The sequence below is a fragment of the Mycobacterium sp. genome, from assembly GCF_029961025.1.
GTDB lineage: Bacteria > Actinomycetota > Actinomycetes > Mycobacteriales > Mycobacteriaceae > Mycobacterium.
In genome coordinates, this window is sequence record NZ_JASBVP010000005.1 from 194,851 (window position 1) to 207,611 (window position 12,761).

The following is a 12,761-nucleotide window of genomic DNA, read 5'->3' on the forward strand; positions in this document are numbered from 1 at the left end:
CCGAGGATCAACGTGCCAGCCGGTACACGGCGTGCTCGAAAACCCCGGGGAGCAGTGCGCACATGGGGACAATGGCACGCCGGGCGACCGGTGGCGCCGTGGCCAGCACCAAGCCGCGGGTAATCAGCCGGTAGTCACGGGTGATCCGGCGCCACGCGCGCTCGTAGGACGCCGGCGCGTCATCGACGATGGCGCGCACCGCTGCGGCGGCTTGCCGGATGGCCAGGCTGATGCCCTCGCCGGTGAGGGCGTCCTCGTATCCGGCGGCGTCGCCCACCAAAAGCACCCGCCCAGCGACTCGGCGTGAGACCACCTGCCGCAGCGGGCCGCATCCCCGTGCCGGGCCGGGGTCGGCGCCCGCCAACCGGCGTGTCAACAGCGGAAACCAGGCCAGATCGGGGCGGTGACACGACAGAATCGCCACCCCGACCAGATCCGGCTCCACCGGTGTCACATACGCCTCGCCCCAGCGTGACCAGTGAACTTCGACGAAGTCCGACCACACCGGCACCCGGAAGTGTCGGCGCACGCCGTAGCGCCGGGGGCTGCCGCCCACCGCCGTGATTCCGACGGCGCGCCGGACCGTGGAATGCAGCCCATCGGCCGCTACCAACCATTTCGCGCGTACCTGGGCGGCCGTCACACCGTGGGCGTCTTGGTCGACGCGTCTGACTCGCACCCGGATCCATTCGGTGTCTTGTTCTTTGGCCCGTGCGGTCAGTGCGGCATGCAACGTGGTGCGTCGCACGCCGCGGCCGAAGCTGCCGGGGAAACGGGCTTCGGCGCGGCGGTGCTCATTCACATAGGCGATCCCGCGAACGGGCATACCGGTCGGGTCGACGCCAAGTGACGTCAATTCGGCCAGACCGCCGGGCATAACTCCCTCACCGCAGGCCTTGTCGATGGGATCGTGGCGGGGCTCGGCCACAATCACCGAAAGCCCTTGCTTGCGGGCATACAACGCGGTGGCGAGCCCGGCGGGGCCCCCGCCGACGATCAACACGTCGGTGTCGTAGCTCGTCATCGGTAACCCAGCGCGGCGTTTTCCACCCGGATGCGGATTCTCAGCAGCGCTGCGTTGGCCAGGGTAAAACCGATTGCGGTGAGCCATGCGGTGTGGATCAGCGGCAACGCCAGCCCTTCGGCCGCCACGGCAACATAATTCGGGTGACGCAGCCACCGGTACGGACCTCGACGCACCGGTGGGGCATTCGGGATCACGATCACCAGGGTGTTCCACCTGCGGCCCAGCGTCGTCACGCACCACCAGCGCAGGCCTTGGCTGAGGGCTACCACCGCCGTCATCGGCCAGCCGAGCCAGGGCAAGAAGGGGCGCCGCAGCCCCCACACTTCGATGACGCAGCCGAGCAGCAACGCAGCATGGAGAGCGACCATCGCCGGATAGTGACTATGGCCGAACTCCTTGCCACCGTGAGCAAAAGCCCATCGCGCGTGGCGTTTGGCCAGCAGCAGCTCCATTAGCCGCTCGATGCCGACAGCCAGGATCAGCAAGTAGTACACGACCTACCAGCCGAGCAGCACGAGCTCGGCGCAAAAACCCGGCCCCATGGCGATCATCAGGCCGATGGAACCCGCCGGCGGTGGATCGGCCATGGTTGCCCGCAGCACATCGAGTACCGACACCGATGACAGGTTTCCGTTGTCGCGCAGGGATTTTCTGGACAGATCGAGAGCATCTTCGGGCAGCTCGAGCGCGTTCTCGACAGCGTCGATTACTTTCGGGCCACCGGGGTGACATACCCAGGTCGTGACGTCGGCGGTTGTCAGGCCATGGTCGGCGAGAAACTCGCGGACATCTTCGCCCAGATATTTCTCGGCGACGGTGGCGACTTCGGCGGACAACTTGATCCGAAACCCGTAACTGCCGATGTCCCAGCCCATCACGTCTTGGGTGTCGGGGTAAAAGCGGCTGCGAGTGGCCAGAATTTTCGGCCCAACCGGCGCACGCTCGGCACCGGTCATGATGACGGCGGCGGCGCCGTCACCGAACAAACAGCTCGCAATCAGGTTGGCGATCGAACGGTCGTCGTGCTGCACGGTCAACGTGCATAGTTCGACGGCGATGAGCGCCGCGACCTGATCGGGATACGCCCGCAGGTAGTCATACATCCGCGCCACCCCGGCAACCCCGGCGACACAGCCCAGGCCAAACAGGGGAACGCGCTTGAAATCGGGTCGCAGACCCACGCGGGTCGCCAGTCGTGCCTCCAACGTCGGCACCGCGAGTCCGGTGACCGTCGTGGAGAAAACGATATCGACATCTGCCGGCTCGATGCCGGCGACATCCAGGGCCGACAGCAGCGCTTGTTCACTCAACTCGGTGGCAACGTTGATAAAGGCGTCGTTGGCGTCGGTGAAGCCGTTCAGCTCGGGGTATCGCGAGATCGGCAGCGCGAGGTGCCGGCTCTCGACCCCGCTGCTGACAGCGAATCGCCGAAACTCCGGCCCGGCCCAGTCGGCCAGGGCTGCGATGGCCTCGTTTTGGCTGTGGCGGTGCGGCGGGAACTCGACGGTCACCGCCGCGACCCGTGGCGCAGCCGGCGGGATAGCGCTCGGTATCGGCACCTCGGGCGTCACCGGACGCATTTTCTCATCCTATCCATATCAGGGTTACGCCGAAATTAATCCAGTGGTTCAACACAAGCACAATGAACTAAATTAGCCAATGATCTGATTACTGCCAGGGTGCTGATTACCTCGACATCAGGCCGATGGAACCCCGTGGGCACATTCATCGCGGCTGCGGGAGGCTCCTCGGCGGGCTTTTGGCACGCATCGTCGCCGGGCTGGGTGTGATGGCCCGGCTCCTCGGCGGGCTTTTGGCACGCATCGTCGCCGGGCTAGGTTGAACCCGTGCGGATTCTGGTGACGGGTAACGACGGCGACCCCCGTGCCGCCCTGGTCGGCTCGGGGAATAGGTGGTGACATGCTGATCACGCCGACCCCGAGGGTGCGCCGGGAATGAGTACTCCCTACCGCGCCACCGTACGCGATGAGCTCCGTCGTGCTCTCACGAATGTCGCTGTGCCGCACCATGAACCACCGTCAGTAGTGCGGCGCCGACGCATCGTCGTGGCCATTACGCTGCCGATCGGCGCCGCGGTGTTGGGTCTTTCGTTGAGATGCCGGCCGGGGGAGCCGGGTTTCTACTGGCTGGTGTTGGTGCTGGGGGCAGTTTGGGCCGCCGGTGCGCTTGTCTCCGGACCGCTGCACCTGGGTGGGATTTGCTGGCGTGGCCGCAACCAGCGCCCGGTGATCACCGGGACCACGGTCGGCCTGGCGCTGGGCGGGCTGTTCCTGCTCGGCGCCGTCATCGCCAGACAGCTTCCGCCCCTCGCCGAATTGCTCACCCAGGTGCTGCAATTCGCCCGACAAGGATCGCTCCCGCTGGTCGCGGTGATCGCTGTGGCCGACGCTATCGCCGAGGAGATGTTTTACCGAGGCGCGCTCTACACCGCACTGGGCCGTCACTATCCGGTCACCATTTCGACGATCTTGTCTGTGGTCACCGCCATGGTGGGCGGGAACCCGATGCTGGGCTTTGCTGCAGCCGTACTCGGGAGCGTCTGCGGGTTCGAGCGCCGGGTGACCGGTGGGGTGCTGGCGCCGATACTGACTCACGTCATGTGGAGTCTGCTCACGGTGCTAACGCTTCCGATGCTCTTCAGCGGCTAGCGCGACCTAACGACTCCGTGAACTTCGTGTGCGGCCCTCCGGGAATGTCGTTGCACCCTCGATGAACTCGGGCGATCGCAGCAAAATCGCCAGGCCCTGCGATTCGCGCTCGAAAACCGCGCTAGCTTCGGCGACCGGTGGGCAGCGCCTTCGACGCCGGCTGCGAAGATGCAACCGCGGGTTGTTCTCGAAAGGAAAGTTGTTCTCGAAAGGAAAGGCCGGTGGATCATGGCGGGACCACTCAAAGGGCTGCGGGTTGTCGAGCTGGCCGGTATCGGGCCAGGACCCCATGCCGCGATGATCCTGGGCGATCTCGGCGCCGACGTCGTGCGCGTCGAACGCCCCGCCAGCAGCGGAAATGCACCCAGGGACGCCATGCTGCGCAATCGGCGCCGGGTGACGGTCGATTTGAAGTCCACCGAGGGCCGGCGGCTGGTGTTGCGGCTCGTCGCCAAGGCCGACGTGCTGATCGAGGGCTACCGCCCGGGTGTCACCGAGCGGCTCGGCCTGGGCCCAGGCGACTGCGCGGCGGTCAACGAGCGGCTGATTTACGCACGGATGACGGGATGGGGCCAGACCGGACCTCGCGCGTGCCAGGCCGGCCACGACATCAACTACATTTCGCTTAACGGCGTGCTGCACGCCATCGGCCGGAGCGGCGAGCGTCCGGTGCCGCCACTGAACCTGGTCGGCGACTTCGGCGGCGGCTCAATGTTCCTGCTGGTGGGCATCCTGGCCGCGCTCTGGGAGCGGCAGAGCTCGGGCAAGGGTCAGGTTATCGACGCCGCGATGATCGACGGGTCATCCGTGCTGGCGCACATGATGTGGGCGATGCGCGCGGCGGGCATGTGGAGCGATGAGCGCGGCACCAACCTGCTCGACGGCGGGGCGCCCTACTACGACACCTACCGGTGCGCCGACGGCCGCTACGTCGCGGTCGGTGCGATTGAGCCGCAGTTTTATGCGGCGCTGCTGGCCGGCCTCGGGTTGGACGCCGCCGACCTGCCGGGCCAGAACGACCGCGGCCACTGGCCCGAGCTGCGGGCTCGGCTGGCGGAAGTGTTCGCCAGTCGCGATCGCGACCACTGGGCTAAGGTGTTCGCCGATTCCGACGCCTGTGTGACTCCGGTGTTGGCATTCGGTGAGGTTCACAGCGAGCCGCACGTCGCCGAGCGGAATACCTTCTACGAGGCGGACGGGGGGCTGCTACCGCTGCCGGCGCCGCGGTTCTCGCGCAGCGCACCGGACCGGCCGCGCCCGCCGGGCGAACCCGGCTGCGACATCGAAGCCATTCTTGACGACTGGATATAGTGCGGACCGACTGCCGGCTCGCTCCGCTGTCTGGCCGTCGGCCGAATCGAAAGACATCTCAGGAAGTTGAAAGTCAAGCCGTGAGTGGGAGAGGAGGTGGAAACGCCCGGTGTTCGTCGTAGGGCTGGCCGGTTTGCAGGCAGTGGTGAAGCTGGCCGAGGAACTTGTTGAACAGGTGCCGTTGGGCTTGGCGGTTCCAGTCTCCGGCCGCGCGGCGGGCGTCGTAGTGGCGGCGGGCTCCCGGGGAGCTGCGCAGCGCGGCCAGCGCCCAGATCGACCCGACAGTTGCCAGGCGCCGGTTCTTGATATGGCGGTGTGTCACTATGGTTTTCTTGCCGCTGGCTCGGGTGATGGGGGCGGATCCGGCGAAGGCCTTCAATCCGCGGGCGTCGGCGAAGCGGGTTCGGTCGTCGCCGATCTCGGCCAGCACCCGGGCGCCGGCCAGCTTCCCCAGCCCGGGAAAGCTGGTGATGATCTCGGCGTCCGGGTGTCGCTCAAAATGGGCGGTCGCCGCCTCAGTCAACTCATCAGCGGCGGCGCTGGCGGCCTGGAACTGGCGCAGCAGCGCCGTCAGCTGAATGCCCATGGCGTTTTCGACTGCGGGCGGCTGGTGCAGGTAGGTGCCGGTGAACACCGCGCGCAGCCGCTCGACGTCGCGGTCGAGGTCGCGGCGGCGGCCGGCTTTGATCAGCAGTCGGCGCAGCCGCGCCGGGGTCAACCGGGCAGCCTCGGCGGGAGTGGGTGCGGCGGCCAGGATGGCGCGGGCATCGGCGCGGGCCAAACCCCCGCTGGGCAGCCCGGCAAAGGCGATGATCGCGGCCGGGTAGAAGTCCTTGAGCAGGTCACGGATCTGGTTGCCGATCTGCTGGCGCGCCCACACCGCGTCTTGCTGAGCCCGGGCCAGCACCCTAATGGCCTGGGCCAGCTCGGTGTCGGCAGGCAGCGGGCGGTGCGCGTCGGGGTCGGTGCGCACCATGTTGGCCAGCAGCACCGCGTCGGTGGCATCGGATTTGGCCCCCGACAGCGCATACCGCGCCCGATAGCGGGAGGCCGCCAGCGGGTTGATCGGATAGATCACCCGACCGGTCTCGCGCAGCGCAGCGACCCACAGCCCGCGGTCGGTTTCGATCCCCACCGGGATCGGATCATCGGCGGTGTCGCCGGCATCGGCCAACAGCGTCAACAGCTGGGCGAAGCCGGCCGCGTCATTGCTGACCCGTCCGCGCGCCACCACACGCCCGTCGTCGTCGACGACCGCGACATCGTGATGATCAGTGGCCCAATCAATTCCACAAAACAGTGCCAAGGCATCCCTCCGGTACTCGGTGATTGTGTTGTCCCCGGCGGAGTTGTGCGGCGCCCTAATCGCAGGACTCGATGGTCCGTCATCTCAGTAGCCGTCCGTGACTCCAGCCCACCGCGAGACCTCGTTCTATCGAAGAGCTCAAGGCTCGGGAACAACCATCAGGAAGTCAACCCCGCGGCAAGCTCGGGCAACAGCATCCCACCACCCACACACGTGACCTGCCGCCAGGCGCGCCGCTCTTTCACAAGGCGTCGAACGCCGGGAGACACCAGGCATCAACCCGGCGGCAGACCCCGCCAGAAACAGACCCCGGTCAACACGACCAGCACCCATCCCTACTAACCGATTAGGACCACCCGAGTGGAGATCGAAAACACCGTCGCACTCGTCACCGGCGGGGCCTCCGGCCTCGGCCTGGCCACCACCCGGAGCTTTCTGGACCGGGGCGCACACGTGGTGGTGTTGGACCTCAAGGGAGAGGAGATAGTTCGCGAACTCGGTGACCGCGCGCGTTTCGCACCGGCCGACGTCACCGATGAGGAAGCGGTGACGTCCGCGCTCGATATCGCCGAGTCGCTGGGTCCCCTGCGGATCCTGGTGAACTGCGCGGGGATCGGCAACGCCATCCGGGTGCTGGGCAAAGACGGGGTCTTCCCGCTGGAGGCATTCCGCAAGGTCGTCGACGTCAACCTGGTCGGCACCTTTAACGTGCTGCGCCTGGCTGCTGAGCGGATCGCGAAGGCCGAGTTGATCGGCGAGGAGCGCGGTGTCATCATCAACACCGCGTCGGTGGCGGCGTTCGACGGGCAGATCGGGCAGGCGGCGTACTCAGCGTCTAAGGGCGGCGTGGTCGCCATGACCTTGCCGATTGCGCGGGAGCTGGCCGGCAGGGCCATTCGGGTGATGACGATCGCGCCCGGGCTGTTCGATACGCCGCTGCTCGCGGGCCTGCCCGAACCCGCCAGGGAGTCACTCGGCAAGCAAGTGCCGCACCCGGCGCGGCTGGGAAAGCCCGACGAGTATGCGGCGCTGGTCGCGCACATCGTCGAGAATCCGATGCTCAACGGCGAGGTGATCCGCCTGGACGGCGCCATCCGGATGGCGCCGCGTTAAGACGGTGTCGCACCCCTCGCGCTACCGGGGTCATCAGCGTCGGCAAGACCAGGACCAGGAACGCGCCGGAAAACAGACCGGAAAAGCAACCGCAAGTGAAAGACCGGGACGAATTCTGGACAACGGACGAAAATGCAGCGATGGTGGGGTGGGCCAAATCTTGCGGCACCCATAAAACCCGTCAGGCGCGCGGCCAACGGAGCGCGCCAATCCCGCCGATCGGGGGGGTCAGACCGCGGTGGGCAACGGATGCCAGTCCTCAAGCTGCTCTGAGGTGTCGCCCTCCACCAGCATGTCGCCGTGGTAGAGCGCGTCGACATCCGCCTTGATGACCTCGGCACTCGTGTCGTCGATCCACATGTACTCGAGAGTATGGGTAACTATTAAGAAATCTTTGAGTCACGATTCGGAAAACAATGGCAATATTACCGCCCGGTAGGGTCGGCCAGTTTGCCATTGAGCCGACGGCATGGGCGCGCCGTGACCACGCGTGAACGATTCCGCGGTCCGAACCGTACTTAGTGACGAAACTTACTGACGAACCGCCAATAGTATGATTCGGCGGCGCCCACTTTTGTCGGCGAGCCGTCGCCGAAGGCCCGGCGAAGGGACACGAAACTGCTGGCGGCACTTGCTCGCGTTGCCATCGCCGCCCCGCGGCGCATCGTCGCGATGGGCGTCCTGGTGCTGGTGGGCGCCACGATCTTCGGCATCCCGGTCGGGGGGAGCCTGGCCTCGGGCGGTTTTCAGGATCCGGGGTCGGAATCCGCCAAGGCCATCAAGTTGATGATGGATAAGTTCGGGCAGAGCGATCAGCAGATGGTGATCGTGGTGACCGCACCCGCCGGCGTCCGCAGCGACCGGGCCCGCCGGGCCGCGACCGATATCGTCAAGGGTCTGACGCGATCCCCGCGGGTATTCACTGTGTCCTCGGCATGGACCTCGCCCCCGCAGATCGCCGCCGACCTGGTGAGCAGGGATGGCAAGTCCGGCTTGATCGTGGCCAACCTCAAGGGGGGCGAAAACAACGCGCAGAAATATGCCAAGACGCTGGCCGGCGAGGTCGAACACCACCGGGACGGTGTCAGCGTCCGTGTCGGCGGGGCCGCGATGGTGTATGCCCAGATCAATCAGCAAAACGAGCGCGACCTGCTGGCGATGGAGGCGCTGGCGATCCCGCTGAGCTTCCTGGTGTTGGTGTGGGTATTCGGGGGGTTGCTGGCGGCGGCGTTGCCCATCGCCTTGGGTGGGCTGGCCAGTGCCGGCTCAATGGCGGTGTTGCGGCTGATCACCTTCAGCACCACGGTGTCGATCTTTGCGCTCAACCTGAGCACCGCGATGGGGCTGGCCCTGGCCATCGACTACACGCTGCTGATCATCAGCCGCTTTCGCGACGAGGTGGCCGGCGGCGCCGACCGGGACCGGGCGCTGATCCGCAGCATGACCACCGCCGGGCGCACGGTGCTCTTCTCGGCGACCACCGTCGCCTTGTCCATGGCGGTGATGGTGCTGTTCCCGATGTACTTCTTGAAGTCGTTCGCCTACGCCGGGGTGGCCACCGTGGCATTTGTCGCCGTCGCGGCCGTCACGGTGACTCCGGCGGCGATCGTGCTGCTCGGCCCGCGGCTGGACGCGCTGGACGTGCGCCGGCTCGCCCGCCGGGTGCTGCGCCGCCCGGATCCGGTGCCCAAACCGGTCGATCGGCTGTTCTGGTACCAGTCGGCCAAGGCCGTCGTCCGGGCCGCGGCGCCGATCGGTTTGGCCGCGGTCACGGGACTGGTGCTGCTCGGGGTGCCGTTCCTCGGGGTGCGCTGGGGGATGCCGGACGACCGGGTGCTGCCGCCCTGGGCGTCGGCTCGTCAGGTCGGTGACCAGGTGCGCGCCGATTTTCCCGACGATTCGGCGACGGCGGTGCCCGTCATCATTCCCGACGCGCGCGGCCTGCGCCCGGCCGATCTTGACCGCTACGCGGCCGACCTGTCGCGGGTGCCCGACGTGTCGGCGGTCAGCGCCCCGACCGGGACGTTCGTCGGCGGCAACGAGGTCGGGCCGCCGTCCGGGGCCACCGGGCTGGCCGGCGCCAGCGCATTCCTGACCGTCGCCAGCACCGCGCCGCTGTTCTCCCGGGCCTCCGAAGTCCAGCTCGACCGCTTGCACGACGTGCCCGGGCCCGCCGGCCGGGCGGTGCAGATGGCGGGGCTGGCGCAGATCAACCGCGACAGCGTCGATGCCGTCCTGCGACGGTTACCGGTGGTGCTGGGGCTGATCGCCACCATCAGCGGGGTGCTGCTGTTCCTGCTCACCGGCAGTGTCGTGCTGCCGGTCAAGGCGCTGGCGCTGACCGTGCTGTCGCTGTCGGCGGCCTTCGGCGCGCTGGTGTGGATCTTCCAGGACGGTCACCTCGGCGCGTTGGGGACGACGCCCAGCGGGACGCTGGTGGCCAACATGCCGGTGCTGGTGTTTTGCATCGCGTTCGGGTTGTCGATGGATTACGAGGTGTTCCTGATCGCGCGGATCCGCGAGTACTGGCTGGCGTCCCCGCGGACTCGCCAAGCCGGCGACGAGAGCGTGGCGCTGGGGGTGGCGCGCACCGGACGGGTGATCACCGCTGCCGCGCTGGTGATGTCGATCTCGTTCGCAGCGTTGATCGCTGCCCGGGTGTCATTCATGCGGATGTTCGGCCTCGGTTTGACACTGGCCGTGCTGGTGGACGCCACCCTGGTGCGGATGGTTCTGGTCCCCGCGTTCATGCACGTGTTGGGCCGGTGGAGCTGGTGGGCGCCCCAGCCGCTGGCACGGGTTCACCGGCGGCTGGGGATCGATGAGGAACCGGGGGTTCGGCCCGGCTCCGTCGGCGCGGCGTCGGGCCGCCACCGGCGGCGGGTACCACCGTGGCCGGCTCAGCTGGCAGCTCCCGGCGCGCTACGATGCAGACGGATCACCCGCAGCCGCCGGAAGACCGGTTCGCAGCAACGACAGCCGAAGGGGTCGCGTGCGTGACAGCTGTTAGCGGAGCAACGGGTAACTTCCCGTTCTTCGCCAGGATTTGGCCCGTGATCGCAGCGCACGAAACCGAGGAGGTGCGGGCGCTGCGCCGGGAGAACCTGGCCGGCCTGTCCGGCCGAGTCCTTGAGGTCGGCGCGGGTGTCGGCACGAACTTCGCTTTTTACCCCGACTCCGTGCAGCAGGTGGTCGCCATCGAGCCCGAACCCCGGTTGGCCGACCGGGCTCGTGACGCGGCGGCCGAGGCTCGTATTCCGGTTCACGTGATTGAGGGGACGGTGGAGGAGTTCACCGCCGCCGAGCCGTTCGACGCGGTGGTCTGCTCGCTGGTGCTGTGTTCGATCGCCGACCCCGATGCGGTGCTGCGGCAATTGTTTTCGCAGCTTCGGCCGGGCGGGGAGCTGCGCTATTTCGAGCATGTGGCCAGCGACGGAGTGCGGGGCCGGTTGCAGCGTTTCGCTGATGCGACGTTCTGGCCGAAGCTGCTGGGCAACTGTCACACCCATCGCGACACCGAGTGGTCGATTCGCGCAGCCGGATTCGAAATCGGCGACGCGCAGCGGGAGCGCGTCTTTCCGGCATGGGTGCCGCTGCCGGTGTCGGAGTTCGCGCTGGGCCGGGCACGCAGGCCGGCCGCGCGCTAGCCGAGCAGCGCGGGCAGCCGCTGGAGCAACCCCGGCAGCGCCCGGCTCGCGGTCTCACGGATGGTGATCGTGGCGCTCGCAGACAGTGGGGTGGACTCCGGATTGACCTCGATGACGCGCGCACCGCGCGAAAGCGCCAATTCGGGCAGGCCGGCCGCCGGGTAGACGATCGCGGACGTTCCCACCACGATCATCACGTCGGCCGCCTCGGTCGCTTCCACCGCGCGCTGCCACGGCTCCTCGGGCAGCGGCTCGCCGAACCACACGATGTCCGGCCGGATCAAGCCGCCACAGCGACAGCTCGGCGGCTCGACCTCCACCGCCGGTTCAGCCATCTCGGGCAGCGCCTCGGTGTATGGCGAATCACAACGTGCACAACGGAATTCAAAAATACTACCGTGCAGGTGGTGCACCGGATTGCTGCCGGCGCGCTCGTGGAGGTCATCGACGTTCTGAGTGATGACGCTGACGTCGGCATGGTCTTGCCAGGCGGCGATAGCGCGGTGTCCCGCGTTGGGTTGGACCTGGGTCGCCAGATGGTGCCGCCACAGATACCATCCCCAAACCCGTTGGGGGTGCTTGAGCCAGCCGTCGACGCTGGCCAGCTCGTATGGGTCGAAGCGGGCCCACAGCCCATCCTTGTCGTCGCGGAAGGTCGGTACACCGCTCTCCGCGGAAATCCCCGCACCCGACAGCACCGCCACTCGCATGCCACCAACTTAGCGGTTGCGCGAGATACTGGGCGGGCGGACTGGGTCGAGTGGCTACGCGTCGACGGGCACGCGGGTACGCCGCTGTTCGACCAGCTCAGAACCCGGATCATCGACGGGATCCGCGCCGGCAGGTTCCCACCCGGTACCCGGCTGCCCACCGTGCGTGAACTGGCCGGTCGCCTCGGGTTGGCGGTCAACACCGTAGCCCGTGCCTACCGCGAGCTGGAGGTCGCCGGTATCGTCGAAACCCGCGGCCGTTTCGGCACTTTCGTTGCGCGCACCGACCCGGCCGACGCTGCGATGGCCGCCGCGGCCCGCGCCTACCGCGACACGGCGCGCGCACTGGGACTCGGTAAGGCCGCGGCGCTGCGCTACCTCGAGGAGGCGTTCGAGGAGGCGTTCGACCACTGAGCACCGCTGCTTAGCCGGGCTGTCCCGGCGCGGACGTCGGGCAGCCGTTGCGGAAACCCAGGTGAATGCGGGGCTTTCGCCCGTTGTCCCGCCGTCACCGCAATACCTTGGCCAACGTGCGCAGGTTGCGGGTGGTGGTCGAGGACTTGTAGCGCTGCTTGCCCATCGTCTTGCCGACGGCGCTGTCCAGGGTGCCGCCCTTGGGCACCTGCCAGTAGATGACGCCGTCACCGCTGCCGATCTTCTCGTCGGGCCCGGCTCGGGCAGCCAACGCGGCGAGCTCGTCGTGCACGGCGGCCTCGGCCTTTGCTCGCACCGCGGCGGCGGACACATCCGACTCGAGAACCACGTTGCCGCTGGCGAGGATGGTGCGTACTTCGGCGAATCCGGCGTCGGCCAGCGCCGTCGACACCTCGGCCATCTTGAGGTTGACACCGCCCACATTGACGCCCCGCAAAAACGCCGCATACCGGTTCACCGGTCGAACTCCAGCAGTGTGGTGCCCTGAAGCGTTCGCCGGCCGGCCCAACGCGGTATCGAATCGAACATCATCGCACCGCCGGG

General features: G+C 67.5%; 14 protein-coding genes. 7 read left to right on the forward strand and 7 right to left on the reverse strand.

What is annotated here, in order from left to right:
* Positions 1-7 precede the first annotated feature (7 nt).
* The 3 genes from QJR12_RS07400 to QJR12_RS07410 are packed head-to-tail and all read right to left on the reverse strand — an operon-like array spanning position 8 to position 2,607.
* Positions 8-1,024 (reverse strand): NAD(P)/FAD-dependent oxidoreductase, encoded by a 1,017-nt coding sequence (locus QJR12_RS07400; RefSeq protein WP_300580243.1) that lies wholly within the window; start codon positions 1,022-1,024, stop codon positions 8-10.
* The gene (locus QJR12_RS07405) at positions 1,021-1,521 is read right to left on the reverse strand and encodes an isoprenylcysteine carboxyl methyltransferase family protein (RefSeq protein ID WP_300580245.1); all 501 of its coding nucleotides are present in this window, start codon (positions 1,519-1,521) and stop codon (positions 1,021-1,023) included. The genes QJR12_RS07400 and QJR12_RS07405 overlap by 4 nt, the downstream gene beginning before the upstream one ends.
* Before the next feature lie 3 nt (positions 1,522-1,524).
* Positions 1,525-2,607, reverse strand: coding sequence for a type III polyketide synthase (locus QJR12_RS07410; RefSeq protein WP_300580247.1), 1,083 nt, complete (start codon positions 2,605-2,607; stop codon positions 1,525-1,527).
* Between the two features lie 125 nt (positions 2,608-2,732).
* Between QJR12_RS07410 and QJR12_RS07415 the strand changes: the two genes are divergently transcribed.
* The 3 genes from QJR12_RS07415 to QJR12_RS07425 all read left to right on the forward strand — a co-directional run bounded on the left by QJR12_RS07415 (position 2,733) and on the right by QJR12_RS07425 (position 5,007).
* Positions 2,733-2,870 (forward strand): hypothetical protein, encoded by a 138-nt coding sequence (locus QJR12_RS07415; protein ID WP_300580249.1) that lies wholly within the window; start codon positions 2,733-2,735, stop codon positions 2,868-2,870.
* 112 nt (positions 2,871-2,982) lie between these two features.
* Positions 2,983-3,696 carry a CPBP family intramembrane glutamic endopeptidase gene (locus tag QJR12_RS07420; protein ID WP_300580250.1) on the forward strand — a complete coding sequence of 238 codons (714 nt, stop codon included), beginning with the start codon at positions 2,983-2,985 and terminating at the stop codon, positions 3,694-3,696.
* Positions 3,697-3,924: 228 nt separating this feature from the next.
* On the forward strand, positions 3,925-5,007 hold the full coding sequence (locus QJR12_RS07425; protein WP_300580252.1) for a CaiB/BaiF CoA-transferase family protein: 1,083 nt from the start codon (positions 3,925-3,927) through the stop codon (positions 5,005-5,007).
* Positions 5,008-5,080: 73 nt separating this feature from the next.
* Here QJR12_RS07425 and QJR12_RS07430 read toward each other — a convergent pair whose 3' ends face one another.
* Positions 5,081-6,307: an IS110 family transposase gene (locus QJR12_RS07430; RefSeq protein ID WP_300576469.1), complete on the reverse strand. Its 1,227-nt coding sequence runs from the start codon at positions 6,305-6,307 to the stop codon at positions 5,081-5,083.
* A gap of 366 nt (positions 6,308-6,673) precedes the next feature.
* Here QJR12_RS07430 and QJR12_RS07435 point away from each other — a divergent pair, with 366 nt between their 5' ends.
* Entirely contained in the window at positions 6,674-7,426 is a 753-nt protein-coding gene (locus tag QJR12_RS07435; RefSeq protein ID WP_300580254.1) for a 3-hydroxyacyl-CoA dehydrogenase, read from the forward strand.
* 228 nt (positions 7,427-7,654) lie between these two features.
* On the opposite strand, the gene QJR12_RS07440 is transcribed toward QJR12_RS07435, so the two are convergent.
* Positions 7,655-7,786 carry a hypothetical protein gene (locus QJR12_RS07440; RefSeq protein WP_300580255.1) on the reverse strand — a complete coding sequence of 44 codons (132 nt, stop codon included), beginning with the start codon at positions 7,784-7,786 and terminating at the stop codon, positions 7,655-7,657.
* Positions 7,787-8,044: 258 nt separating this feature from the next.
* Here QJR12_RS07440 and QJR12_RS07445 point away from each other — a divergent pair, with 258 nt between their 5' ends.
* Positions 8,045-10,426 (forward strand): MMPL family transporter, encoded by a 2,382-nt coding sequence (locus tag QJR12_RS07445; protein WP_300580491.1) that lies wholly within the window; start codon positions 8,045-8,047, stop codon positions 10,424-10,426.
* The gene (locus QJR12_RS07450; RefSeq protein ID WP_300580256.1) at positions 10,423-11,073 is read left to right on the forward strand and encodes a class I SAM-dependent methyltransferase; all 651 of its coding nucleotides are present in this window, start codon (positions 10,423-10,425) and stop codon (positions 11,071-11,073) included. Before QJR12_RS07445 ends, QJR12_RS07450 begins: the two co-directional genes overlap by 4 nt.
* Here QJR12_RS07450 and QJR12_RS07455 read toward each other — a convergent pair.
* Positions 11,070-11,783 carry an NAD-dependent deacylase gene (locus QJR12_RS07455; RefSeq protein WP_300580257.1) on the reverse strand — a complete coding sequence of 238 codons (714 nt, stop codon included), beginning with the start codon at positions 11,781-11,783 and terminating at the stop codon, positions 11,070-11,072. The two genes, QJR12_RS07450 and QJR12_RS07455, sit on opposite strands and share 4 nt — an antisense overlap.
* Positions 11,784-11,867: 84 nt before the next feature.
* Between QJR12_RS07455 and QJR12_RS07460 the strand changes: the two genes are divergently transcribed.
* On the forward strand, positions 11,868-12,197 hold the full coding sequence (locus QJR12_RS07460; RefSeq protein WP_300580493.1) for a GntR family transcriptional regulator: 330 nt from the start codon (positions 11,868-11,870) through the stop codon (positions 12,195-12,197).
* A 94-nt stretch (positions 12,198-12,291) separates the two neighbouring features.
* Here the strand turns inward: QJR12_RS07460 and QJR12_RS07465 are convergent, their stop codons facing one another.
* A complete protein-coding gene (locus QJR12_RS07465; protein ID WP_300580258.1) occupies positions 12,292-12,675 on the reverse strand; it encodes a DUF1697 domain-containing protein in 384 nt (127 codons plus the stop codon).
* Positions 12,676-12,761: the final 86 nt, after the last annotated feature.

Coding starts and splice junctions, on each gene's coding strand:
- QJR12_RS07400 (WP_300580243.1), bottom strand. CDS start 1,024: ATGACGAGCTACGACACCGACGTGTTGATCGTCGGCGGGGGCCCCGCC.
- QJR12_RS07410 (WP_300580247.1), bottom strand. CDS start 2,607: ATGCGTCCGGTGACGCCCGAGGTGCCGATACCGAGCGCTATCCCGCCG.
- QJR12_RS07415 (WP_300580249.1), top strand. CDS start 2,733: ATGGAACCCCGTGGGCACATTCATCGCGGCTGCGGGAGGCTCCTCGGC.
- QJR12_RS07420 (WP_300580250.1), top strand. CDS start 2,983: ATGAGTACTCCCTACCGCGCCACCGTACGCGATGAGCTCCGTCGTGCT.
- QJR12_RS07425 (WP_300580252.1), top strand. CDS start 3,925: ATGGCGGGACCACTCAAAGGGCTGCGGGTTGTCGAGCTGGCCGGTATC.
- QJR12_RS07440 (WP_300580255.1), bottom strand. CDS start 7,786: ATGTGGATCGACGACACGAGTGCCGAGGTCATCAAGGCGGATGTCGAC.
- QJR12_RS07455 (WP_300580257.1), bottom strand. CDS start 11,783: ATGCGAGTGGCGGTGCTGTCGGGTGCGGGGATTTCCGCGGAGAGCGGT.